Genomic DNA, 24,383 nt, shown 5'->3' on the forward strand with positions numbered 1-24,383 from the left:
CTCTGTATTCCTAATCTCTAATACATAGCATAGTCGCGTGGCCCCGCACCATGCTCCTAGACCACGTTTGCCGTTGTCGTATGCTGCGTCACTCCGTCATCGTAGAGCAGGGTGATCGTGTTGGCGACGGGTGCATTCGTCAAGGTGGCCACGTCCACGAAATTGGCGCCGTTGGCCAAACCGTCGGCGTCGACGCTGACAGTGTTCGTTCCCGCATTGTAGTTCACGAAGTCGCCGACATTGGCCCCTCCGGCGGCTGTATCGAACAAGGAGGTAAGGTCGATGATGTCGCCATGGCCGCCGACACCGCTGTAGTCAGCGATAAGATCTTTGATGTCGAGGTGCTCGAGCTTGAACGTATCGACGCCTATACCACCGGTGAGCGTGTCCTGACCGGAACCGCCGATCAGCAGGTCGTTGCCGTCGCCGCCGAACAGTATGTCCGCTCCCGAGCCGCCGTAAAGCGTGTCGTTACCGGAGTTGCCCGACAAGGTATCATCGCCGCGTCCGCCGGAGAGGATATCAGCCTGGAGATTGAGTCCATTGAGGGTGTCGTTGCCGTCCTCGCCGAGCAGCGTGGTTTCTGTCGCGGTCGTGGTGTGAGTGTCCACGCCCGAAGTTCCTTGCCAGGTGCTGAGATCGGGCGAAAGGTGTGCCGTCACTGACCCGGCAATTGGGTCGCCGTCACCGTCGGTCGCCGTGACCGGGATCGAGATGTCGAACGGTGTGACGGCGTTGGCGGTCGTGTAGGTGACCGGGCCTAGCTTGAAGTCATTCGAGCCAACATTGGCCGAAATTTCGATTGCGCTGAACGGGTCCGAATTTGCAACCACGGTAAAGGTGTCGCCTTGCGCGAGACCGGTGATCGTCCACGTTCCGTCCCCATTGTTCGTTGCGGTCGGAGTAGCTCCGCCGGAGCCGTTGACGACAGTGACCAAGGCGCCGAGGGCCGTGCTTTCGCCGGTAACATCACCTATGTAGGTGTTATCATAGTCGGCGTTGACCGGGCGGATCGTTATCGAAACCAGGCCCGGTCCCGAGACATTGCCAATCCCCTGTGTATAGCTAGCCACCTCGTAGTGATCCGTATAGTGGGTTCCCGCCCCGATGCCCGCGGGGGTTCCGGCGATGGTGCCGTCGGTGGTTGCATTGCTGACGAAATCGAAGCGGATCTTCTCACCAGGGCTGATGCTGTTTCCGCCATCGACGCCCCAACTGCCCGTGCTGGTGTTCACGAAATTGGGGCTGTTGGCGGTTGCAAGCAGGTCGCTGGTTGAGCCGATGGAGTCCAGGACAATCGCTTGGTTGTTGCCGCCGCTTGGCGAGAAGTTCGCCGTATTGAACTGGTTGCCGGCAAACATCGTCGCGGCCTGGGTGTATGTCCAAGTATCTGTCGCCGGGTTCAGGGTCGCCGTGAAAGCGAGGTCGCTGCCGTTCGCGGCCGAGGTCCGTCCCTCCACAGTATGCGTATCGACGACGTGGAAGAAGACCTGCTCGCCATTCAGGAATATGTTTGTGCTGCCTGATGTGACGGCCGCGCCTTCGGTCACGTTGAACACGACATTGCCAACGCCGTCAGCACCGGCGCTCGCGGCAAAATTGATGCTCTCCGTCAGCACCGTATGCGTGGTGTTTTCCACGAAGATGCCATCCGGCTTGAATGGCAGCGGAACGTCGTCCAGGACCGTCAGATTGACCGATCCGGAAACATGATCACCGCTGGTGTCGGTTGCCACCACCTGAAGCCCGTTGATGGTGACGTTGCCCGAGCCGGCAAGATGCTGGAGCTGGTCGGTCAGTGTCGCGGTAACGACGGGTGTCAACGAACTGTTGGCGCCGGCGCTTGTGTTTGACAGCGCCAGATAGACGAATGCGCCGAGGTTCACGCTGCCGGCCGTTTGTATCAGACTGCCGACGAGTTGGTTGCCGACGAGCGCCCAGCTGATTGTGTATCCAGAGGCTAGGCCAGAAACAGTCGGCGCCACCCAGTTTGGATCGCCGGTCGGGTTGGCGAATGCAACATTAATGGCTTCGCCGGTCGTGGTGAAGGTGATGCCGCTGATTGCTTGCGCCGTCTCGCCGCGGCTGCCTGGGTTGGTGCCGGTCACGGCCCCGGCTTGGAGATCCGCAGGCGCCGAAGCATCGAGCGTGGTGTCGAGCGCGGCTTCGTTCAATGTCAACGACGCTGTCCCGCCACCCGATGGAACGGTGTTGGTCTGCACATTCAGGGTCACCGTGGCCGTCGAAGTGTCGCCGTCACCGTCCTTGATCGTGTAGGTGAAAGAGTCCGACCCGACATAGATGCCCGTCGGTGTGTAGGTGAACGTTCCATCGTTGTTGTAGGTGACGGTGCCGTGAGCACCGTTGGTGGCGGTCACCTGGCCGCTGACCGGATTGTTGTCGGTGTCGACGCCGTCGGCGCCGAATTTGTCGTTGGTCAGGAGGCCGGTGAGGACCGTCGCACCGGTGATCGTTGGCCCCCAGGTGTCATTCGTCGCGGTCGGCACGTCGTCGACGATGGTGATGACGAGATTGCCGGCTGGAGCGCTGTCGCCGTCGGCGTCGGTGACGACGACCGCGAAGCTGGTGCTCGACGGATCGGTCAGCGTGTTGTCGATCAGCGTATAGGCGTAGCTGATGGTGCCGATGCCGGTGGTTGCATTGTAGACATAGCTGGCCGTCAGCGATCCTGTGGTGCCGTCGGCAAAAGTCTGGGCCGAGCCGGTCAGCACATGGCCACCCAGCGAGACGGTGGTCAGGCCGTCGGGCGAGGTGAAGCCGATGGTGCCCGAAGTGGTCTCGGTGGTTGCAGGCTCGTTGGAGCCGGCCGGTTCGCCGGCGCGTGCCGGCAGGCTGGCTTCATAGACGGTGGTGGTGGCGCCGCCGGCAGCCGGAATGGCGTCGGTCGGGGTTGAATCGCCGATGGCGATGGTCAGCGTGGTGTGCGAGGTGTCGCCGTCGCCGTCCTTGATGGTGTAGGTGAAGACATCGCTGACGCCGCCCTGCGTGCCGGCATCGCGAACATAGGAGTAGGAGCCGTCGGCGTTGAGCGTCAGCTTGCCGTAGCTGCCCTGGACCTGGGTGCCGAGCGTTGCGGCATTGTCGACATCGAGATTGGTGTTGCCGGCGGCAACGCCGACCACGGCAGCGCCATCGGCGCCCTTGACGTCGATGCCGGTGACCGGCGAGGTGGTGCCAACCGCGCTCAGCACATTGCCGGTCTCGGCGGTGAACTGGTTGGACGCAACACTGTCGGTATCGGCGTGTGCGGTCGGCACGTCGTCGACGATGGTGATGACGAGATTGCCGGCTGGAGCGCTGTCGCCGTCGGCGTCGGTGACGACGACCGCGAAGCTGGTGCTCGACGGATCGGTCAGCGTGTTGTCGATCAGCGTATAGGCGTAGCTGATGGTGCCGATGCCGGTGGTTGCATTGTAGACATAGCTGGCCGTCAGCGATCCTGTGGTGCCGTCGGCAAAAGTCTGGGCCGAGCCGGTCAGCACATGGCCACCCAGCGAGACGGTGGTCAGGCCGTCGGGCGAGGTGAAGCCGATGGTGCCCGAAGTGGTCTCGGTGGTTGCAGGCTCGTTGGAGCCGGCCGGTTCGCCGGCGCGTGCCGGCAGGCTGGCTTCATAGACGGTGGTGGTGGCGCCGCCGGCAGCCGGAATGGCGTCGGTCGGGGTTGAATCGCCGATGGCGATGGTCAGCGTGGTGTGCGAGGTGTCGCCGTCGCCGTCCTTGATGGTGTAGGTGAAGACATCGCTGACGCCGCCCTGCGTGCCGGCATCGCGAACATAGGAGTAGGAGCCGTCGGCGTTGAGCGTCAGCTTGCCGTAGCTGCCCTGGACCTGGGTGCCGAGCGTTGCGGCATTGTCGACATCGAGATTGGTGTTGCCGGCGGCAACGCCGACCACGGCAGCGCCATCGGCGCCCTTGACGTCGATGCCGGTGACCGGCGAGGTGGTGCCAACCGCGCTCAGCACATTGCCGGTCTCGGCGGTGAACTGGTTGGACGCAACACTGTCGGTATCGGCGTGTGCGGTCGGCACGTCGTCGACGATGGTGATGACGAGATTGCCGGCTGGAGCGCTGTCGCCGTCGGCGTCGGTGACGACGACCGCGAAGCTGGTGCTCGACGGATCGGTCAGCGTGTTGTCGATCAGCGTATAGGCGTAGCTGATGGTGCCGATGCCGGTGGTTGCATTGTAGACATAGCTGGCCGTCAGCGATCCTGTGGTGCCGTCGGCAAAAGTCTGGGCTGAGCCGGTCAGCACATGGCCACCCAGCGAGACGGTGGTCAGGCCGTCGGGCGAGGTGAAGCCGATGGTGCCCGAAGTGGTCTCGGTGGTTGCAGGCTCGTTGGAGCCGGCCGGTTCGCCGGCGCGTGCCGGCAGGCTGGCTTCATAGACGGTGGTGGTGGCGCCGCCGGCAGCCGGAATGGCGTCGGTCGGGGTTGAATCGCCGATGGCGATGGTCAGCGTGGTGTGCGAGGTGTCGCCGTCGCCGTCCTTGATGGTGTAGGTGAAGACATCGCTGACGCCGCCCTGCGTGCCGGCATCGCGAACATAGGAGTAGGAGCCGTCGGCGTTGAGCGTCAGCTTGCCGTAGCTGCCCTGGACCTGGGTGCCGAGCGTTGCGGCATTGTCGACATCGAGATTGGTGTTGCCGGCGGCAACGCCGACCACGGCAGCGCCATCGGCGCCCTTGACGTCGATGCCGGTGACCGGCGAGGTGGTGCCAACCGCGCTCAGCACATTGCCGGTCTCGGCGGTGAACTGGTTGGACGCAACACTGTCGGTATCGGCGTGTGCGGTCGGCACGTCGTCGACGATGGTGATGACGAGATTGCCGGCTGGAGCGCTGTCGCCGTCGGCGTCGGTGACGACGACCGCGAAGCTGGTGCTCGACGGATCGGTCAGCGTGTTGTCGATCAGCGTATAGGCGTAGCTGATGGTGCCGATGCCGGTGGTTGCATTGTAGACATAGCTGGCCGTCAGCGATCCTGTGGTGCCGTCGGCAAAAGTCTGGGCCGAGCCGGTCAGCACATGGCCACCCAGCGAGACGGTGGTCAGGCCGTCGGGCGAGGTGAAGCCGATGGTGCCCGAAGTGGTCTCGGTGGTTGCAGGCTCGTTGGAGCCGGCCGGTTCGCCGGCGCGTGCCGGCAGGCTGGCTTCATAGACGGTGGTGGTGGCGCCGCCGGCAGCCGGAATGGCGTCGGTCGGGGTTGAATCGCCGATGGCGATGGTCAGCGTGGTGTGCGAGGTGTCGCCGTCGCCGTCCTTGATGGTGTAGGTGAAGACATCGCTGACGCCGCCCTGCGTGCCGGCATCGCGAACATAGGAGTAGGAGCCGTCGGCGTTGAGCGTCAGCTTGCCGTAGCTGCCCTGGACCTGGGTGCCGAGCGTTGCGGCATTGTCGACATCGAGATTGGTGTTGCCGGCGGCAACGCCGACCACGGCAGCGCCATCGGCGCCCTTGACGTCGATGCCGGTGACCGGCGAGGTGGTGCCAACCGCGCTCAGCACATTGCCGGTCTCGGCGGTGAACTGGTTGGACGCAACACTGTCGGTATCGGCGTGTGCGGTCGGCACGTCGTCGACGATGGTGATGACGAGATTGCCGGCTGGAGCGCTGTCGCCGTCGGCGTCGGTGACGACGACCGCGAAGCTGGTGCTCGACGGATCGGTCAGCGTGTTGTCGATCAGCGTATAGGCGTAGCTGATGGTGCCGATGCCGGTGGTTGCATTGTAGACATAGCTGGCCGTCAGCGATCCTGTGGTGCCGTCGGCAAAAGTCTGGGCCGAGCCGGTCAGCACATGGCCACCCAGCGAGACGGTGGTCAGGCCGTCGGGCGAGGTGAAGCCGATGGTGCCCGAAGTGGTCTCGGTGGTTGCAGGCTCGTTGGAGCCGGCCGGTTCGCCGGCGCGTGCCGGCAGGCTGGCTTCATAGACGGTGGTGGTGGCGCCGCCGGCAGCCGGAATGGCGTCGGTCGGGGTTGAATCGCCGATGGCGATGGTCAGCGTGGTGTGCGAGGTGTCGCCGTCGCCGTCCTTGATGGTGTAGGTGAAGACATCGCTGACGCCGCCCTGCGTGCCGGCATCGCGAACATAGGAGTAGGAGCCGTCGGCGTTGAGCGTCAGCTTGCCGTAGCTGCCCTGGACCTGGGTGCCGAGCGTTGCGGCATTGTCGACATCGAGATTGGTGTTGCCGGCGGCAACGCCGACCACGGCAGCGCCATCGGCGCCCTTGACGTCGATGCCGGTGACCGGCGAGGTGGTGCCAACCGCGCTCAGCACATTGCCGGTCTCGGCGGTGAACTGGTTGGACGCAACACTGTCGGTATCGGCGTGTGCGGTCGGCACGTCGTCGACGATGGTGATGACGAGATTGCCGGCTGGAGCGCTGTCGCCGTCGGCGTCGGTGACGACGACCGCGAAGCTGGTGCTCGACGGATCGGTCAGCGTGTTGTCGATCAGCGTATAGGCGTAGCTGATGGTGCCGATGCCGGTGGTTGCATTGTAGACATAGCTGGCCGTCAGCGATCCTGTGGTGCCGTCGGCAAAAGTCTGGGCCGAGCCGGTCAGCACATGGCCACCCAGCGAGACGGTGGTCAGGCCGTCGGGCGAGGTGAAGCCGATGGTGCCCGAAGTGGTCTCGGTGGTTGCAGGCTCGTTGGAGCCGGCCGGTTCGCCGGCGCGTGCCGGCAGGCTGGCTTCATAGACGGTGGTGGTGGCGCCGCCGGCAGCCGGAATGGCGTCGGTCGGGGTTGAATCGCCGATGGCGATGGTCAGCGTGGTGTGCGAGGTGTCGCCGTCGCCGTCCTTGATGGTGTAGGTGAAGACATCGCTGACGCCGCCCTGCGTGCCGGCATCGCGAACATAGGAGTAGGAGCCGTCGGCGTTGAGCGTCAGCTTGCCGTAGCTGCCCTGGACCTGGGTGCCGAGCGTTGCGGCATTGTCGACATCGAGATTGGTGTTGCCGGCGGCAACGCCGACCACGGCAGCGCCATCGGCGCCCTTGACGTCGATGCCGGTGACCGGCGAGGTGGTGCCAACCGCGCTCAGCACATTGCCGGTCTCGGCGGTGAACTGGTTGGACGCAACACTGTCGGTATCGGCGTGTGCGGTCGGCACGTCGTCGACGATGGTGATGACGAGATTGCCGGCTGGAGCGCTGTCGCCGTCGGCGTCGGTGACGACGACCGCGAAGCTGGTGCTCGACGGATCGGTCAGCGTGTTGTCGATCAGCGTATAGGCGTAGCTGATGGTGCCGATGCCGGTGGTTGCATTGTAGACATAGCTGGCCGTCAGCGATCCTGTGGTGCCGTCGGCAAAAGTCTGGGCTGAGCCGGTCAGCACATGGCCACCCAGCGAGACGGTGGTCAGGCCGTCGGGCGAGGTGAAGCCGATGGTGCCCGAAGTGGTCTCGGTGGTTGCAGGCTCGTTGGAGCCGGCCGGTTCGCCGGCGCGTGCCGGCAGGCTGGCTTCATAGACGGTGGTGGTGGCGCCGCCGGCAGCCGGAATGGCGTCGGTCGGGGTTGAATCGCCGATGGCGATGGTCAGCGTGGTGTGCGAGGTGTCGCCGTCGCCGTCCTTGATGGTGTAGGTGAAGACATCGCTGACGCCGCCCTGCGTGCCGGCATCGCGAACATAGGAGTAGGAGCCGTCGGCGTTGAGCGTCAGCTTGCCGTAGCTGCCCTGGACCTGGGTGCCGAGCGTTGCGGCATTGTCGACATCGAGATTGGTGTTGCCGGCGGCAACGCCGACCACGGCAGCGCCATCGGCGCCCTTGACGTCGATGCCGGTGACCGGCGAGGTGGTGCCAACCGCGCTCAGCACATTGCCGGTCTCGGCGGTGAACTGGTTGGACGCAACACTGTCGGTATCGGCGTGTGCGGTCGGCACGTCGTCGACGATGGTGATGACGAGATTGCCGGCTGGAGCGCTGTCGCCGTCGGCGTCGGTGACGACGACCGCGAAGCTGGTGCTCGACGGATCGGTCAGCGTGTTGTCGATCAGCGTATAGGCGTAGCTGATGGTGCCGATGCCGGTGGTTGCATTGTAGACATAGCTGGCCGTCAGCGATCCTGTGGTGCCGTCGGCAAAAGTCTGGGCCGAGCCGGTCAGCACATGGCCACCCAGCGAGACGGTGGTCAGGCCGTCGGGCGAGGTGAAGCCGATGGTGCCCGAAGTGGTCTCGGTGGTTGCAGGCTCGTTGGAGCCGGCCGGTTCGCCGGCGCGTGCCGGCAGGCTGGCTTCATAGACGGTGGTGGTGGCGCCGCCGGCAGCCGGAATGGCGTCGGTCGGGGTTGAATCGCCGATGGCGATGGTCAGCGTGGTGTGCGAGGTGTCGCCGTCGCCGTCCTTGATGGTGTAGGTGAAGACATCGCTGACGCCGCCCTGCGTGCCGGCATCGCGAACATAGGAGTAGGAGCCGTCGGCGTTGAGCGTCAGCTTGCCGTAGCTGCCCTGGACCTGGGTGCCGAGCGTTGCGGCATTGTCGACATCGAGATTGGTGTTGCCGGCGGCAACGCCGACCACGGCAGCGCCATCGGCGCCCTTGACGTCGATGCCGGTGACCGGCGAGGTGGTGCCAACCGCGCTCAGCACATTGCCGGTCTCGGCGGTGAACTGGTTGGACGCAACACTGTCGGTATCGGCGTGTGCGGTCGGCACGTCGTCGACGATGGTGATGACGAGATTGCCGGCTGGAGCGCTGTCGCCGTCGGCGTCGGTGACGACGACCGCGAAGCTGGTGCTCGACGGATCGGTCAGCGTGTTGTCGATCAGCGTATAGGCGTAGCTGATGGTGCCGATGCCGGTGGTTGCATTGTAGACATAGCTGGCCGTCAGCGATCCTGTGGTGCCGTCGGCAAAAGTCTGGGCCGAGCCGGTCAGCACATGGCCACCCAGCGAGACGGTGGTCAGGCCGTCGGGCGAGGTGAAGCCGATGGTGCCCGAAGTGGTCTCGGTGGTTGCAGGCTCGTTGGAGCCGGCCGGTTCGCCGGCGCGTGCCGGCAGGCTGGCTTCATAGACGGTGGTGGTGGCGCCGCCGGCAGCCGGAATGGCGTCGGTCGGGGTTGAATCGCCGATGGCGATGGTCAGCGTGGTGTGCGAGGTGTCGCCGTCGCCGTCCTTGATGGTGTAGGTGAAGACATCGCTGACGCCGCCCTGCGTGCCGGCATCGCGAACATAGGAGTAGGAGCCGTCGGCGTTGAGCGTCAGCTTGCCGTAGCTGCCCTGGACCTGGGTGCCGAGCGTTGCGGCATTGTCGACATCGAGATTGGTGTTGCCGGCGGCAACGCCGACCACGGCAGCGCCATCGGCGCCCTTGACGTCGATGCCGGTGACCGGCGAGGTGGTGCCAACCGCGCTCAGCACATTGCCGGTCTCGGCGGTGAACTGGTTGGACGCAACACTGTCGGTATCGGCGTGTGCGGTCGGCACGTCGTCGACGATGGTGATGACGAGATTGCCGGCTGGAGCGCTGTCGCCGTCGGCGTCGGTGACGACGACCGCGAAGCTGGTGCTCGACGGATCGGTCAGCGTGTTGTCGATCAGCGTATAGGCGTAGCTGATGGTGCCGATGCCGGTGGTTGCATTGTAGACATAGCTGGCCGTCAGCGATCCTGTGGTGCCGTCGGCAAAAGTCTGGGCCGAGCCGGTCAGCACATGGCCACCCAGCGAGACGGTGGTCAGGCCGTCGGGCGAGGTGAAGCCGATGGTGCCCGAAGTGGTCTCGGTGGTTGCAGGCTCGTTGGAGCCGGCCGGTTCGCCGGCGCGTGCCGGCAGGCTGGCTTCATAGACGGTGGTGGTGGCGCCGCCGGCAGCCGGAATGGCGTCGGTCGGGGTTGAATCGCCGATGGCGATGGTCAGCGTGGTGTGCGAGGTGTCGCCGTCGCCGTCCTTGATGGTGTAGGTGAAGACATCGCTGACGCCGCCCTGCGTGCCGGCATCGCGAACATAGGAGTAGGAGCCGTCGGCGTTGAGCGTCAGCTTGCCGTAGCTGCCCTGGACCTGGGTGCCGAGCGTTGCGGCATTGTCGACATCGAGATTGGTGTTGCCGGCGGCAACGCCGACCACGGCAGCGCCATCGGCGCCCTTGACGTCGATGCCGGTGACCGGCGAGGTGGTGCCAACCGCGCTCAGCACATTGCCGGTCTCGGCGGTGAACTGGTTGGACGCAACACTGTCGGTATCGGCGTGTGCGGTCGGCACGTCGTCGACGATGGTGATGACGAGATTGCCGGCTGGAGCGCTGTCGCCGTCGGCGTCGGTGACGACGACCGCGAAGCTGGTGCTCGACGGATCGGTCAGCGTGTTGTCGATCAGCGTATAGGCGTAGCTGATGGTGCCGATGCCGGTGGTTGCATTGTAGACATAGCTGGCCGTCAGCGATCCTGTGGTGCCGTCGGCAAAAGTCTGGGCTGAGCCGGTCAGCACATGGCCACCCAGCGAGACGGTGGTCAGGCCGTCGGGCGAGGTGAAGCCGATGGTGCCCGAAGTGGTCTCGGTGGTTGCAGGCTCGTTGGAGCCGGCCGGTTCGCCGGCGCGTGCCGGCAGGCTGGCTTCATAGACGGTGGTGGTGGCGCCGCCGGCAGCCGGAATGGCGTCGGTCGGGGTTGAATCGCCGATGGCGATGGTCAGCGTGGTGTGCGAGGTGTCGCCGTCGCCGTCCTTGATGGTGTAGGTGAAGACATCGCTGACGCCGCCCTGCGTGCCGGCATCGCGAACATAGGAGTAGGAGCCGTCGGCGTTGAGCGTCAGCTTGCCGTAGCTGCCCTGGACCTGGGTGCCGAGCGTTGCGGCATTGTCGACATCGAGATTGGTGTTGCCGGCGGCAACGCCGACCACGGCAGCGCCATCGGCGCCCTTGACGTCGATGCCGGTGACCGGCGAGGTGGTGCCAACCGCGCTCAGCACATTGCCGGTCTCGGCGGTGAACTGGTTGGACGCAACACTGTCGGTATCGGCGTGTGCGGTCGGCACGTCGTCGACGATGGTGATGACGAGATTGCCGGCTGGAGCGCTGTCGCCGTCGGCGTCGGTGACGACGACCGCGAAGCTGGTGCTCGACGGATCGGTCAGCGTGTTGTCGATCAGCGTATAGGCGTAGCTGATGGTGCCGATGCCGGTGGTTGCATTGTAGACATAGCTGGCCGTCAGCGATCCTGTGGTGCCGTCGGCAAAAGTCTGGGCCGAGCCGGTCAGCACATGGCCACCCAGCGAGACGGTGGTCAGGCCGTCGGGCGAGGTGAAGCCGATGGTGCCCGAAGTGGTCTCGGTGGTTGCAGGCTCGTTGGAGCCGGCCGGTTCGCCGGCGCGTGCCGGCAGGCTGGCTTCATAGACGGTGGTGGTGGCGCCGCCGGCAGCCGGAATGGCGTCGGTCGGGGTTGAATCGCCGATGGCGATGGTCAGCGTGGTGTGCGAGGTGTCGCCGTCGCCGTCCTTGATGGTGTAGGTGAAGACATCGCTGACGCCGCCCTGCGTGCCGGCATCGCGAACATAGGAGTAGGAGCCGTCGGCGTTGAGCGTCAGCTTGCCGTAGCTGCCCTGGACCTGGGTGCCGAGCGTTGCGGCATTGTCGACATCGAGATTGGTGTTGCCGGCGGCAACGCCGACCACGGCAGCGCCATCGGCGCCCTTGACGTCGATGCCGGTGACCGGCGAGGTGGTGCCAACCGCGCTCAGCACATTGCCGGTCTCGGCGGTGAACTGGTTGGACGCAACACTGTCGGTATCGGCGTGTGCGGTCGGCACGTCGTCGACGATGGTGATGACGAGATTGCCGGCTGGAGCGCTGTCGCCGTCGGCGTCGGTGACGACGACCGCGAAGCTGGTGCTCGACGGATCGGTCAGCGTGTTGTCGATCAGCGTATAGGCGTAGCTGATGGTGCCGATGCCGGTGGTTGCATTGTAGACATAGCTGGCCGTCAGCGATCCTGTGGTGCCGTCGGCAAAAGTCTGGGCCGAGCCGGTCAGCACATGGCCACCCAGCGAGACGGTGGTCAGGCCGTCGGGCGAGGTGAAGCCGATGGTGCCCGAAGTGGTCTCGGTGGTTGCAGGCTCGTTGGAGCCGGCCGGTTCGCCGGCGCGTGCCGGCAGGCTGGCTTCATAGACGGTGGTGGTGGCGCCGCCGGCAGCCGGAATGGCGTCGGTCGGGGTTGAATCGCCGATGGCGATGGTCAGCGTGGTGTGCGAGGTGTCGCCGTCGCCGTCCTTGATGGTGTAGGTGAAGACATCGCTGACGCCGCCCTGCGTGCCGGCATCGCGAACATAGGAGTAGGAGCCGTCGGCGTTGAGCGTCAGCTTGCCGTAGCTGCCCTGGACCTGGGTGCCGAGCGTTGCGGCATTGTCGACATCGAGATTGGTGTTGCCGGCGGCAACGCCGACCACGGCAGCGCCATCGGCGCCCTTGACGTCGATGCCGGTGACCGGCGAGGTGGTGCCAACCGCGCTCAGCACATTGCCGGTCTCGGCGGTGAACTGGTTGGACGCAACACTGTCGGTATCGGCGTGTGCGGTCGGCACGTCGTCGACGATGGTGATGACGATCGCCGCCGGGGCTGACGAGGAGGTGCCGTCCGACACGGTGAGCGAGAAGGTCTCGGTCTCGGTGACGGCGGGAACGTCCGTGGTCGGACTGGTCAGCGTGTACTGGTAGGTCGCTACGCCGGTTACCGCGTTGTAGCCGGTGATCAGCAGCGTGCCGTGGTCGCCCGGGAAGGTCGAACCGTTGAGGCTGCCGATGGCAACCGTGGTGCCGCCGATGGTGACGCTCTGGACGTCGTCGAGGCCGTCGGGGTCCGATACCGTGAAGGTGCCGGTCGCAACCGTGCTGCCGTTGCCGGCCGCCGAACCCGCCGCAAGGCCGGCTTCATAGACCAGGTCGTGCGCGCCGGCCGGGTTGCCCTGGTCGACGACGATCTGCGGCGCGTCGTTGGTGCCGTTGATGGTGATGGTCAGGGACGCCAGAGCGGTATCGCCGTCGCCGTCCGCCACAGCATAGTCGAAGCTCTCGGCCACGGTCTGGCCGGCATCCAGCGCCTGTACCGCGGCATACCCGGCCGGGTTCTGGGCCTGGGTGTAGAGCACGTATGTGTAGCTGCCGTCGGCGCCCACCGTCAGCTCGCCGTAGGTTCCTGCTACATGATTGGCAACGGCACCGTCCCAGGTGATCGAGCCCAGGCCGTCAGTGCCGAGGTGATCCGCGTGGCCGTCGGTTGCGTTGGCGTCGGCGCCGCCGACCCCCGTGATCACATTGCCATCTGCAGTCAGCGGCCCATCTTCGGTGACCGAGTCCTGATCGTTGACCGCAACCGGACCGTCATCCTGGAATTCGATGCTCAAGGAGACATGGGATACGGCGGTGCTCGTGTCGCCATCGAAATCGGTGATCGTGGCCTTGACGTGCAGGTCGGCGGTGACGGTCGCGATGTCGTCAAAGGCTGCCGCGCTTGACCCGTCGACATTGTGGGCGATCGGTTGATATTGCCCGATCCACACCGCTCCGGTCGGGTCGACATAGACCTTGAACACGTCGACGCCGTTGGCAGAACCAACGAGAACGCCGTCCGAATTCGTCGAGAGCATGATCGCCGAGCCGTCGAGTGTCTTCAGGCCCGAATCGACATTTGCCAGCGGGTTGCCGTTCGCATCGGTAACCGCAAACGAGAATGTCGCATCGTCATCGGCGCCAACCGAGGCATTGAACAGGCCGAGCGCACTGGCTGATGACTTTGCGTAGCCGAGCGCGTCTGGCTCCGTTACCAGCGCGGGCGGGGGGAGCGCGGTGTCATCCGCGGAATTGGGGTCGGCGGCGTTGTTGACGCCGGCTGACTCGTCGTGGCTGACCCGGAAGACTTCGGTTTGCGTGGTGACCGTCGTGACCTTGGCTTCGATGCCGAAGATCTTGAACGGGTTGCCGCCGGTCAAGGTGGTATCCGTTGTCCCGTTATTGTCGGAATCGAATTTGAAACTGTCGTAGTTGCCCACATTGAGCTGGTCGAACGGGGTGCTGCCGATGACCTCGACAGTCGCACCATCGGGCACGCCGGCGAAGGCATAGCCCACCTGCACGCCGCCTTCGAAGACAGCCGTGCCGGCGGTCAGCACACCGTTAATGTTCACGGTGAACGGTTCGAATGTGCCACCGTCCTTGGCGCCGATGAACATCACGGCGGCTTCGACACCCTGGGCTTCCGCAACATCGATCGTGAACTTGACCGAGGCGACATCGTACGAGCCGCTGTCGCTGACGCTTGGCGGATTCGGACCGTTGGGTGTGATCACAAGATCATTGACGAAGTCCATCGTCACGATTTCGGGGCCGGTCAAATGCGGATGGGTTTCGTATCCGTCGATGATCTGGCCGTCGCCGACGCCGATCTTGGTGCCGGTGGTGTTGACGGAATTGTCGCCTTCGTTGATGTCGATGCCGCTGAGCTTGATGTCGTGGTTGCCGGCGCCATCCATGCCGCGAACATCGGTGTTGCCGGCCTGCAGCGTATAGACGATCGTTTCGGTCGTGGTTGTGGTTGTCGTGCCCGCATCCCGGGCGACGATCTGCGGAACGTCGTCGAGCACCTGGACCTTGAACGTACCAGCCGCCAGTCCGATGGTGTCGCCGTCACCGTCCATGGCGATGACGAAGGCCGAAAGATCGATACCGCCATTGGCAAGCGTATTTTCGGTGTTATCGCCCGGCAGCGTATCCAGAGTCGGATGATCGATCTGGTCGATCAGGGTGAAGACATAGGAGCCGTCCGCACCGACGGTCAGGGTGAAAACGGGACGATCCGTGCCCGCCTGATAGCCGGCGCCGGCGCCTACATCGACATAGCCGGTCAGGGTCGTGCCGTCGGAGACGATGAGGACGTTGCCGCCTTTCGAATCAAATCCCGAATCCGATGGGGTGGTTTGGGTGACAAGGCCGAAGGCCGAGGTCGCATTCGGGCCGTCAGAGCCGAAGTCGACGATTGCATTCAATGCGCCGGCAGCACCGATGGCAACCGCGGAGTTTGTTCCGGTCACTTCGCCAGGCTGAAGATTGTCGGCATTTCCGGTGGACTGGCTGTTGTGCAGGCCATCCTCGTCGACATTCGCGGTGATCTGGGCGGTGCCAATGGCCTTCGGCCCGTCATCGTCGAAGGAGAATGCCGAGCCCTTGCCGTCGATCAGGTCGACGGTCGCCTTCTCGGTGACGGTGTCGCCGTCGCCGTCCTGGCGCGTCACCTCATATTGCAGCTGAACCTGGCCGCCATTGGTCAGCGACAGATTGAGTTCGGAATCGAACTTGTTGCCGTCGGCGCCATGGTTAAGTGCCTCATAGAGCGTGGTCTGCAGCTGCTCGGCGCCAGGCGCCCCGGTGATCGCGATGGTCAGAACCTGATCGCCATGCGTGTCGCGGCCGACGATCACTCCTCCTTCGAGGAAGAGCGTGACGGCGCCGCCGTCGGTGGCGGTGAGATTCGTGGCAAGGCCACCGGCCGGAATGCCGGTAAAGCTCAGATTCCCGGTAACGGTACCAGGACCGTCCGAACCATAGCTGCCGCCGACAGTGAACAGATTGGTCAGTCCGCCTGCTACCGCGGTGTTGACCTGCGCCAGGCCCGGACCGGCATCATCCGTGTTGGCGTTGCCGCCGGCATCTTCGGTCTCGCCGATAGCGCCATTGTAGCGATCCGCGCCAACCGTCTCGTCGAGTTCGACGGAAAGCAGGCCAGCGGCTCCATCGTGGGCGCCAACCGTAAGGCTTGGCCCGTCATCGTCGAAGGAGAATGCCGAACCCTTGTCGTCGATCAGGTCTACGGTCGCCTTCTCGATGACGGTGTCGCCGTCGCCATCCTGGCGCGTCACCTCATATTGCAGCTGAACCTGGCCGCCATTGGTAAGCGACAGGTTGAGCTCGGAATCGAACTTGTTGCCGTCGGCGCCATGGTTGAGTGCTTCGTAGAGCGTGGTCTGCAGCTGCTCGGCGCCCGGCGCACCGGTGATCGCAATGGTCAGAACCTGATTGTTCTGCGTGTCGCGGCCGACAATCACTCCTCCTTCGAGGAAGAGCGTAACGGCGCCGCCGTCGGTGGCAGTGAGATTCGTGGCAAGGCCACCGGCCGGAATGCCGGTGAATGCCAACTGCCCGGTCGTGCTGCCCGGTCCGTCTGCACCGTAGACGCCGCCAACGGCGAACAGCGAAGAAAGGCCACCCGCCAGGCCGGTCGTCACCTGGGCCAGGCCAACGCCGTCATCGGTGTTGGCGTTGCCGCCGGCATCTTCAGTCTCGCCGCTATTGTAGCGGTCGCCGCCGACCGTCTCGTCGAGTTCGACTGAAAGCAACTGTGCCGCTTGCGCGGTTGCCTGGACCGAAAGCGTTGGGCCGTCATCCAGCACACCGATATTGAGGGTCGCGGTGGCAGGATCATTATCTGTGTCTGTAACCACGACGGCAAAGCTGTCGGAAACCCCCTCGGTCGTTCCAGTCGATGGGTTGTCGTGATGATCAAGTGTGTTGTCGGCAAGGGTATAAACCCAGCTATAGCCGTTCGTCGGATTGCCGGTGACCACGAGCGTGCCGTATTGCCCGGCAACGCTGCCGCCGTTGGTCACGTCCACACCGTCAATGACAAGCGTCCCGATGCCATCACCCGAGACGATGTTGAAGGTCCCTGAAACCTGTTCGGCGGTGCTGGCCGGATCCGTCCCGTCGGAAAGCGCGGCCTCGTTGACGACAAATCCGGAGCCAATGTCGATTGTCGGCGTCGTATCTTCTTCCCTGACCCCGATCGTCAGCTGACGCGGCTCCAGCCGTCCAAATTGCAGGTCCGTCGGCGGCAACAATGCGGAAAGATCGAAGCCGTCGCCGATACCACCTGGGGGAATGGTGAAGTCGCCGCCGGCACTGCCTGGGGCGCCTCCGGGGCCGGCCGATATCGAACCATCGGCACCGAAGGCGACATCGACGTGGCTCGCTTCAAGAGCGGCCAGCAAGGCCACGCGCGGAACTTCGACATCACCGATGATGAAGGTCGGCACGTTGAGCGCGCCATCCTTGATGAGGATGACTGAACCGTCGGCCTGTTCCAGCAACAGATTGTGGCCGTCGACCTTGATGTTGTCGATGGAGACGTCCGCCGGAAGTTTCACGATGTTGCTGGCGTCGGCCACGTATTCATGCGGCGCGGCTGCCGCCGGCGCTTTCGCCTCCGCGGGTGCTGCCGGCTGAACGGGTGCGCCACTGCCGACATCGACCGGTACCGGCTCGGCAGGCGCCGCCTGAGCGGCCTGCGCTACCTGGATGCCTGCCTGCGATGGCGAGCCGCCATGTTCATGTGAAGAGTGCTCGTCCCAAGAATTTGAGACGGTATCCAAATCGTTACTCGTCGTCATCGCCAAACCCCTCCGGCATTTCCCGGATAGAGACAGTGACGACTTCTGCTTTGCAACTGTCCCGCAATCAATTTCATATATCCCGGTATGTAAGTCTCGGCATTTTTTACGTGTGGTAAACCCGGGAGATATAATCTGATATACATTGGCCGCGCCGCGCTTCGTTTGATATCCGCCGGCTGAGCTGGATTGGTAAACAGAAGTATAAATTTGAATAAAGTTTTACACAAAATAGATATTCCCGATTGAAGGAAACTTATCCACCTTCCTTTCCAGTAATTTGAGACAAGATTGGTACCGTCCACAGTCAAGAGGTGGGCGTCATGAAAAAAGAAAAATCTGCCCTGGGAATAACCGGGCTCAGTCTCCTCCTGCTGGCAATGGCGATCGCAAGCCTGCCGCAGCCATCATCCGCGAAAGCAATTGCCGTGAATGCCGGCGCTGCCGCTGGAGTTCTGGCGGCGGTCGAAACCCCGTCCAGTCTCGGCGGCGTTTCGCTGGCTCGGCCGCAGCCATGGCAGCCGGTTTCAGCCTACCGGATCGGCATGATTATCAGCAGCTATGGTCCTGTTGCCGTTGATGAAAAGCGTGGTTCTTCGATAGCGCCGCCCGCCGCCGGGATCGACCTGATTCAGACGGCGGCGATCATTCCCGGCGTGTTCGGTTCTGTTGCCCTGTCGATGCGCAATTTCCCGGTTTCGGCGCGCTGGGCGCCGGTCTACAAGGCAATTGTCGACTGTACCGCGAGCAGCGCGTGCGAACGCAAGAACAGCGCCTTTGCCGAGATAGTCAAGGCAGCCGGGAACAAGCGCTTCATCGACAAGTTGTCCTTCGTCAACTCAAGTATAAATCGCGCCATCGCCTACAAGAAGGACAGCGTGGTTTACGGCAAGCTCGACTACTGGGCCAAGCCCCGGGAAATCCTTGAGCGGCGGGCAGGGGACTGCGAGGATTTCGCCATCCTCAAAATGGCCGCGCTGCTGCATGCAGGCATCCCGGCGCAGAGCATGTCGCTGGTCGTCTTGCAGGATCGCAAGCGCGGTTTCTTTCATGCCGTGCTATCGGTCAGCACCGGCAGCGGCGTCTTCATTCTCGACAGCCTGAGCAACGTCGTTTCGCGCGACACAGACCTGCCGACCTACGTACCGCTCTATTCGTTCAGCACGGATCGCGCGTGGATCCATGGCGCGAAGACCGGTTCTGCTCAAATAGCCGATATCAAGGGCGGCCTTTCGACGGTCGCGCCTGGTGAAGGTGTGCAGCCGTAAGCTTCCGTCAGAGAGTCTTGAGCGCTCTATCTCTTGTTTGACGCAATTTTCGACGGAAACCGCTCACATTTTTCCCGGAATTGCTCTAGCCGCCGAAGACGAACGCCATCAGCAGTTCCGGCTCGACCACCGGCGCCCGCACCGCGCTCAGTTGACCGCGGTAGCGGCGGTCGCCGGCGCCTATGACGAAACCGGTCGCGACCGGCGTCTCGCCATTGGCGTCGAGCCTGGCGAATATGTCGGCGACATTGAGGTCCAGCGCCAGCTTGAGATCCTGGCGCGCGTCCTCGTTCGGCGCCACCGGCAATTGCCGGCGCACCAGTTGCTGGAACGGCGCATTGAAGGTCAGGATCTTCTTCGACGATGCCAGGGCAAAGGCCGGCGAGGGACAGGCGACGAGAATGGCGTTGATGGTCTTGATCGACGCGAGCCTCTGCAAGGTGACGTTCTGGTCGGCCAGTCCACGCATGCAGGCTACGCGGATTGCCGATGTCAGGTTTCCGGCGTTGGCGTGGCTCTCTGCAATTTCCTCGATCAGTGTGCCGATCGTGCATTTGCGGCTTTCCGCCATCTGCTTCAGCGAAGTCCAGAACGCCCTCTCCAGACGAATGCCGCGGCGCGTGCCGCCACGCGCCACAACCCGGAACTCGAGACCGAAATCCTCACTCGCCAGCGGTGGCAGCAGCCGGTCGCGATCGACCGGGCGGGAGATCGCACTATCGCTCACTCATTGCCTCCTCCCGCGCCTTGTTGATTGGTTTCAGAAGGTAGGTGAGAATCGTTTTGCGTCCGGTCTTGATGTCGACCGAACAGATCATGCCGGGGATGATCGAATAGGTCTTGCCGTCGCGTGTCAGGGTCGATTTGTCGGTGGCGACACGCACCTGATAGTACGGTTCGCCGGTCTTCTGGTCGACAAGGCTGTCGGCAGTGATGTTCGACACCTTGCCTTCGATGCCGCCGAAGATCGAGAAGTCATAGGCGGTCACCTTGATCAGGGCATCCTGGCCCGGCCGGATGAAGGCGACGTCCCGCGGTGAGACCCGGGCTTCGACCAGCAGGGTCTCGGACGTCGGCACGATACCCGCGACGACCGCGCCGGGCTGGACGAAGGCGCCGACCGTGTTGATGTCAAGCGTGTTGACGATACCATCGACAGGCGAACGGATATCGGTACGCGCCACCTTGTCGGTGGCACCGCGTATCGTCTCGTCCACCACCGAGAGATCGGCCAGCGCCTGCGTCAGATCGCTGAGCGCTTCCTGTTGCAGCTGCAGGCCAAGTTCGTCGACCTGAAGCTTGGCTTCCGTGATGGCAGACCTGGCTTTCTTGATGGTCTCTCCGGCAAGCGTCAGCTGACCATTGAGCTCGGTCTGCTCGCGCTCGACGCGGAGCTGCTCGGTTCGCGCCATCAGGCCTTTCTTGACCATCGCTTCGACCAGCTTCGCCTCCTGGTCGCTGACGGCCAGGTTCTTGGTGAGGCGATCGGCATTGGCGTTGGCTTCGTCGAGTTCCTTCTCACGCTGATCGAGCCGCGACTTTAGAACCGACAGTTTGACTTCGAAGTTGTCGCGCCGCGCGATTAGCAGCTTCTGCTCGTTGTCGCAGATTTCCGGCGCCACCTTCTGGATCTCGGACGGACAGGGAAACGCGCCCTCGAGGCTGCCGGTCTGTTCGAATTGGAGCCGTGCAATGCGCGTCTGCAGCGCCCGCGCCTTGGCCTGCTGCTCGCCAAGGCTGGAAGTGTTGAAGGTGTTGTCGAGACGAATGATGAGGTCATTCTTCTTGACGACCTGACCGATCGTCACGGCGATTTCCTGAACCACGCCCGGCTCGCTGGCCTGGATGATCTGGGTCTTCGACGCCGGTATGATCTTGCCGTCGCCGCGTGCGATTTCATCGACCTCGGCGAAGGATGCCCAGGCTACCGAACTCGCAAAAAGCGCTCCGATAATGAATATCGAAGCCGACGCAAAAAGCGGCGGACGGTCTTCCCTGGCTAGCATTTACCACGTCCCAACGTGCTGTATTCACGCATAATTCTGTTCGTCAGGCGCTTGTTTTCTGAAGCGCTTGTATCACTTGGTCTTTCGGTCCATCGGCAACGATCTTGCCCTGCTCGATGACAATGAGGCGGTCGGCCAGCTCGAGCATGCTGAAGCGGTGCGTCGAAACGATCAGCGTCGTGTTGCGATCGAAAGCCACTTTGAGCTGCTTGATCAGCTGGCGCTCGGAAGCCAGATCCATCGAGCCGGACGGCTCGTCCAGGAACACGATTTTCGGTTTGGTCAGCAACAGGCGGGCAATTGCCATTGTCTGCCTCTGACCGCCCGAGAGATTGGTGCCGCGCTCGCCGACATTCATGTCGTAGCCTCGCGGATGGCGGGAGACGAAGTCGTCGACGCCGGCAGCCTTGGCCGCCTCGACGATCTGCTCATCGGTCGCCTCCGGGCACGCCATAAGGAGATTTTCCTTGATGGTGCCCGAAAACAGATCGTTGGCTTGCGCGACGATCCCGACCGCGGCGCGAACCTCCGATGGGTGGTATTGGCGGATGTCGATCCCGTCCAGCAGCAGCTCGCCGGAGGTCGGCAGGAAAAGCCTGCCGATCAGCCTCCCCATGGTCGTCTTTCCCGAGCCTATGCGGCCGATGATGCCAATCCGCTCACCGGGCTTCACCGAGAAATTCAGGCCGGTCAGCACTTCGTTTTCGGAACCCGGGTAGACAAAGCCGACATTCCTGAATGCCATTGCACCGTTGCGAATGGGGCGGTTGACGAAACCAACCGTGTCCGGCCGATCCTCAGGCTGCGCCATGATCGAATTCACCATTCGCAGGGACAGCATCGCCTGGCGAAGTCTGGACAAGGTGATCGCAATCTGCCCAAGCGGGGCCACCGCCCGGCCCGCCAGCATGACGGTGCCGATGATGGCGCCGGTCGAGACATGCCCTTCCGAAAAGGCATAGGCGCCGGCCACGATCAAAGCGACGGTGACCATCTGCTGGATGGCTTGCGTTATGTTGCCGGCGGCAGCCGAAAGCTGTTTGATCTTCTCGGACGTGTTGGATGCGTTCTTGGAATGCTCCGCCCATTTTCGCAGAAGGTACGCCTCTGCCCGCAGCGATTTGATCGTTTCCAGCGTGGAGATGGATTCCACCAGCAGGGCCTGGCGCTGCGAAGCCTCGTTCATGGAAGCGGCAACGCGTTTGCCGATGCGCCGTTGCGTGATCAGCCCGACGATCACCGAGGCGACAAAGGCAATGGCCGGTATGACGACCAGCCAACCGCCTATCGCATAGATGACAAGAAGAAAGACGAAGACGAAAGCTGTGTCGATGAAGACGCTGATGGTGTTCGACGTGAAAAACTCACGCACGAACTCGTACTGGGTCACCCGATTTGCATATTCGCCGGTTGAGCCGGGCCTTGCCGACAAGGACGAATTCAGCACCTTCTCGAAAAGCATATAGGAGATGCGAAGATCGGCCTTGCGCCCGGCATAGTCGATCAGTGACGCTCTGGCGGTCTTCAAGAGCAGGTCGAACAGAATGACCGCGCCGATCCCGATCGACAGCACCCAGAGGGTCGATATCGCCTTGTTCGGCAAGATCCTGTCGTAGACGTTCATGGTGAAGATCGGTGAGGCAAGAGCCAGCAGATTGATGAATACCGCCGACAGGATGACCTTCGAATAGGTGCGCCAGAACGGCCCCATCGTGCCGGTCAGCCAATGTCGCCGCTCGATCTTGGCCGCCGAACCGACGCTCATCGCCTCTACTGCGTTGGCATAGGTTATCGAGAAGGAAACGCCGCCACTAATATAACTTCCGGAAAACTCGGATTTGCTAATTGTGGTGCGCCCGTCTTCCTGGGGAGCGGTCGTAAATCCACCGTCCTCGGTCTGGGCAAGCAGCGCAACCGGCAACTGGCTGACGCGAAACAGAATGGCGGGAAGGTCGATGCGTCCGCGAAGAAAGTCGCGATGGCTGAATTCCGTGATTTCAAGACCGATGCGTTCGGCAAGATGCCGGATGGCGTCGATATCGATGCGGGTGTCTGACAGCGGCACGCCGGCAAACAGCACGGTCTCGGAACTCGGCCTGCCGAGGTACCCGGCAACAGCGGAGAAGCAGGCCTTGAACGCCTCTTTTGGGGAGAGGATTTTGGGTTGTGGGTTCACGATTGGCCCGCAGGACTATCGTTCGTCCTTGACCTTCCTACTTCTTTCTTACCGGTGCGAGGATGTCGAAAGGCAGATCGTTCGTCTGCTCCGACGGCGTGCGCGCATAGGTTTCGGTGTCGGCCGTTTCAGGCGCATTGAACTCGGCCTTGGCATAGGCGGTGGCCTGTTTTGCCGGCTGAAGATTCATGGTCTTCAGCAACTGCCCGGTTGCCGCCAGCAGCCGGTACTGCGCGAAAAGCGACGCGTAGGATGCGGTGTCGGCAAGCGTAGCTGTGTTGAACCGCGTGTTCTGCGCGTCGAGCACGTCGAGCAGCGAGCGCTGTCCGACCTTGAACTGCTCGCGATAGGACGCCACCAGCCTTTCGTTGGCGGCAGCCTGAAGCTTCAATGTCTTTGCCAGATCGGCCTGCCGGAAGCGGCGATCCCATGACGTACGGACGGCTTCCTCGATCTCGCGCAGAACCTGGTGCAGCACAAGGCGCTGCTCGCTGGTGCGGCGGACCTGCTCTTGCTCGTTGGCTTTGTCGATGCCGCCGCGATAGAGGTTCCAGCGCAGCACCAGCCGCGCCTGCAGGTCGCTAGCGTCGCCATCGTCGCCGTCGATGTCATAGCCGCCGCGGGCGCGGCCTTCGGCGATGACGGAGGGCCCGAATTTCGCCCGCGCCGCATCCACCAGGGAGGCGGCGGCGTCGATATCGCTGTTGGCCATGTGGACGCGCGGATTGTTCTGTCGCGCCAGCCCTAGCGCGTCGTCGAGCGACCTTGGCAGCGCGCTCGAGACATCGCCTGGCCTTGACGCGTTGGTCAGCGGCTTACCGACCGTCTTGAAGAACCGTATCTTGGAAGCCTCCAGTTCTTCGGTCGCCTCCTGCATACGTGCCTTGGCAGCGAACAGCCGCTCCTCGGCCTGCTGGCGATCAGCCTCGTTCAACGCGCCGCCTGCAATACCTTGCCGGATATCGCCGAGGATTGCCTGGTGAAAGCCCAGATTCTTCTTCGCTTCCGAAACGATCGAAGCCTGCAGCATGTATTCGAGATAGTCCTGGACGACAGACAGTCCAATGAATTCAGACCGTTCCAGCACCCGGAACGATGCGCCGTCGACCCGCGACGCCTGACGGTTCAGTTCCGCCCGCCTTGCGCCGCTGTCATAAAGCGTCTGCGTGACAACGACGTCGGCTTCCGCCGGATAGAGCGCGTCATCCTCTATGGACAGCGAACGCCGGGAGGAATTGTCGAGACGACGAACCCCCGCCGACGCCTCGACATCGACGCTGGGAAGATAAAGTCCCTTCGCTTGGCGTAGCTCGAATTCGATTGCTTCGCGGTTTTCGATCGCCTGGCCAATTTCGGGGTTGGACTCCACCGCAACCGCCATCGCCTCCTGGAGAGTGAGCGCGTGAGCATTCCCACAACTCAATATGGCGACCGTCGTCAGCAGGCCGAGGCGCTTGCCTATCGCCGACATAGATGTCGTATTCATTTCACCCCACCCCAACGTTCCCCTGCGCCATTATTGCCAGGCGTTACAACTCAACCGTGATTG

At 63.2% G+C, this 24,383-nt stretch carries 6 protein-coding genes; 1 reads left to right on the plus strand and 5 read right to left on the minus strand.

Going from position 1 to position 24,383, the window contains the following annotated elements:
- Positions 1–56: 56 nt before the first annotated feature.
- Complete coding sequence (locus tag NLY43_RS27455) at positions 57–17,384, minus strand: cadherin-like domain-containing protein (protein WP_286458990.1); 17,328 nt, start codon at positions 17,382–17,384, stop codon at positions 57–59.
- Between the two features lie 323 nt (positions 17,385–17,707).
- Between NLY43_RS27455 and NLY43_RS27460 the strand changes: the two genes are divergently transcribed.
- Positions 17,708–18,652: a transglutaminase-like cysteine peptidase gene (locus tag NLY43_RS27460; protein WP_031199543.1), complete on the plus strand. Its 945-nt coding sequence runs from the start codon at positions 17,708–17,710 to the stop codon at positions 18,650–18,652.
- Between the two features lie 85 nt (positions 18,653–18,737).
- On the opposite strand, the gene NLY43_RS27465 is transcribed toward NLY43_RS27460, so the two are convergent.
- The 4 genes from NLY43_RS27465 to NLY43_RS27480 are packed head-to-tail and all read right to left on the minus strand — an operon-like array spanning position 18,738 to position 24,320.
- Positions 18,738–19,379 carry a ribbon-helix-helix domain-containing protein gene (locus NLY43_RS27465; protein ID WP_023712249.1) on the minus strand — a complete coding sequence of 214 codons (642 nt, stop codon included), beginning with the start codon at positions 19,377–19,379 and terminating at the stop codon, positions 18,738–18,740.
- Complete coding sequence (locus NLY43_RS27470; protein WP_023667951.1) at positions 19,369–20,658, minus strand: HlyD family type I secretion periplasmic adaptor subunit; 1,290 nt, start codon at positions 20,656–20,658, stop codon at positions 19,369–19,371. Before NLY43_RS27470 ends, NLY43_RS27465 begins: the two co-directional genes overlap by 11 nt.
- A 43-nt stretch (positions 20,659–20,701) precedes the next feature.
- Positions 20,702–22,834, minus strand: coding sequence for a type I secretion system permease/ATPase (locus tag NLY43_RS27475; protein ID WP_023691465.1), 2,133 nt, complete (start codon positions 22,832–22,834; stop codon positions 20,702–20,704).
- A 37-nt stretch (positions 22,835–22,871) separates the two neighbouring features.
- Entirely contained in the window at positions 22,872–24,320 is a 1,449-nt protein-coding gene (locus NLY43_RS27480; protein WP_023681072.1) for a TolC family protein, read from the minus strand.
- Positions 24,321–24,383: the final 63 nt, after the last annotated feature.

It is taken from the genome of Mesorhizobium sp. C416B (assembly GCF_030323165.1).
In the GTDB taxonomy this organism is placed as follows: domain Bacteria; phylum Pseudomonadota; class Alphaproteobacteria; order Rhizobiales; family Rhizobiaceae; genus Mesorhizobium.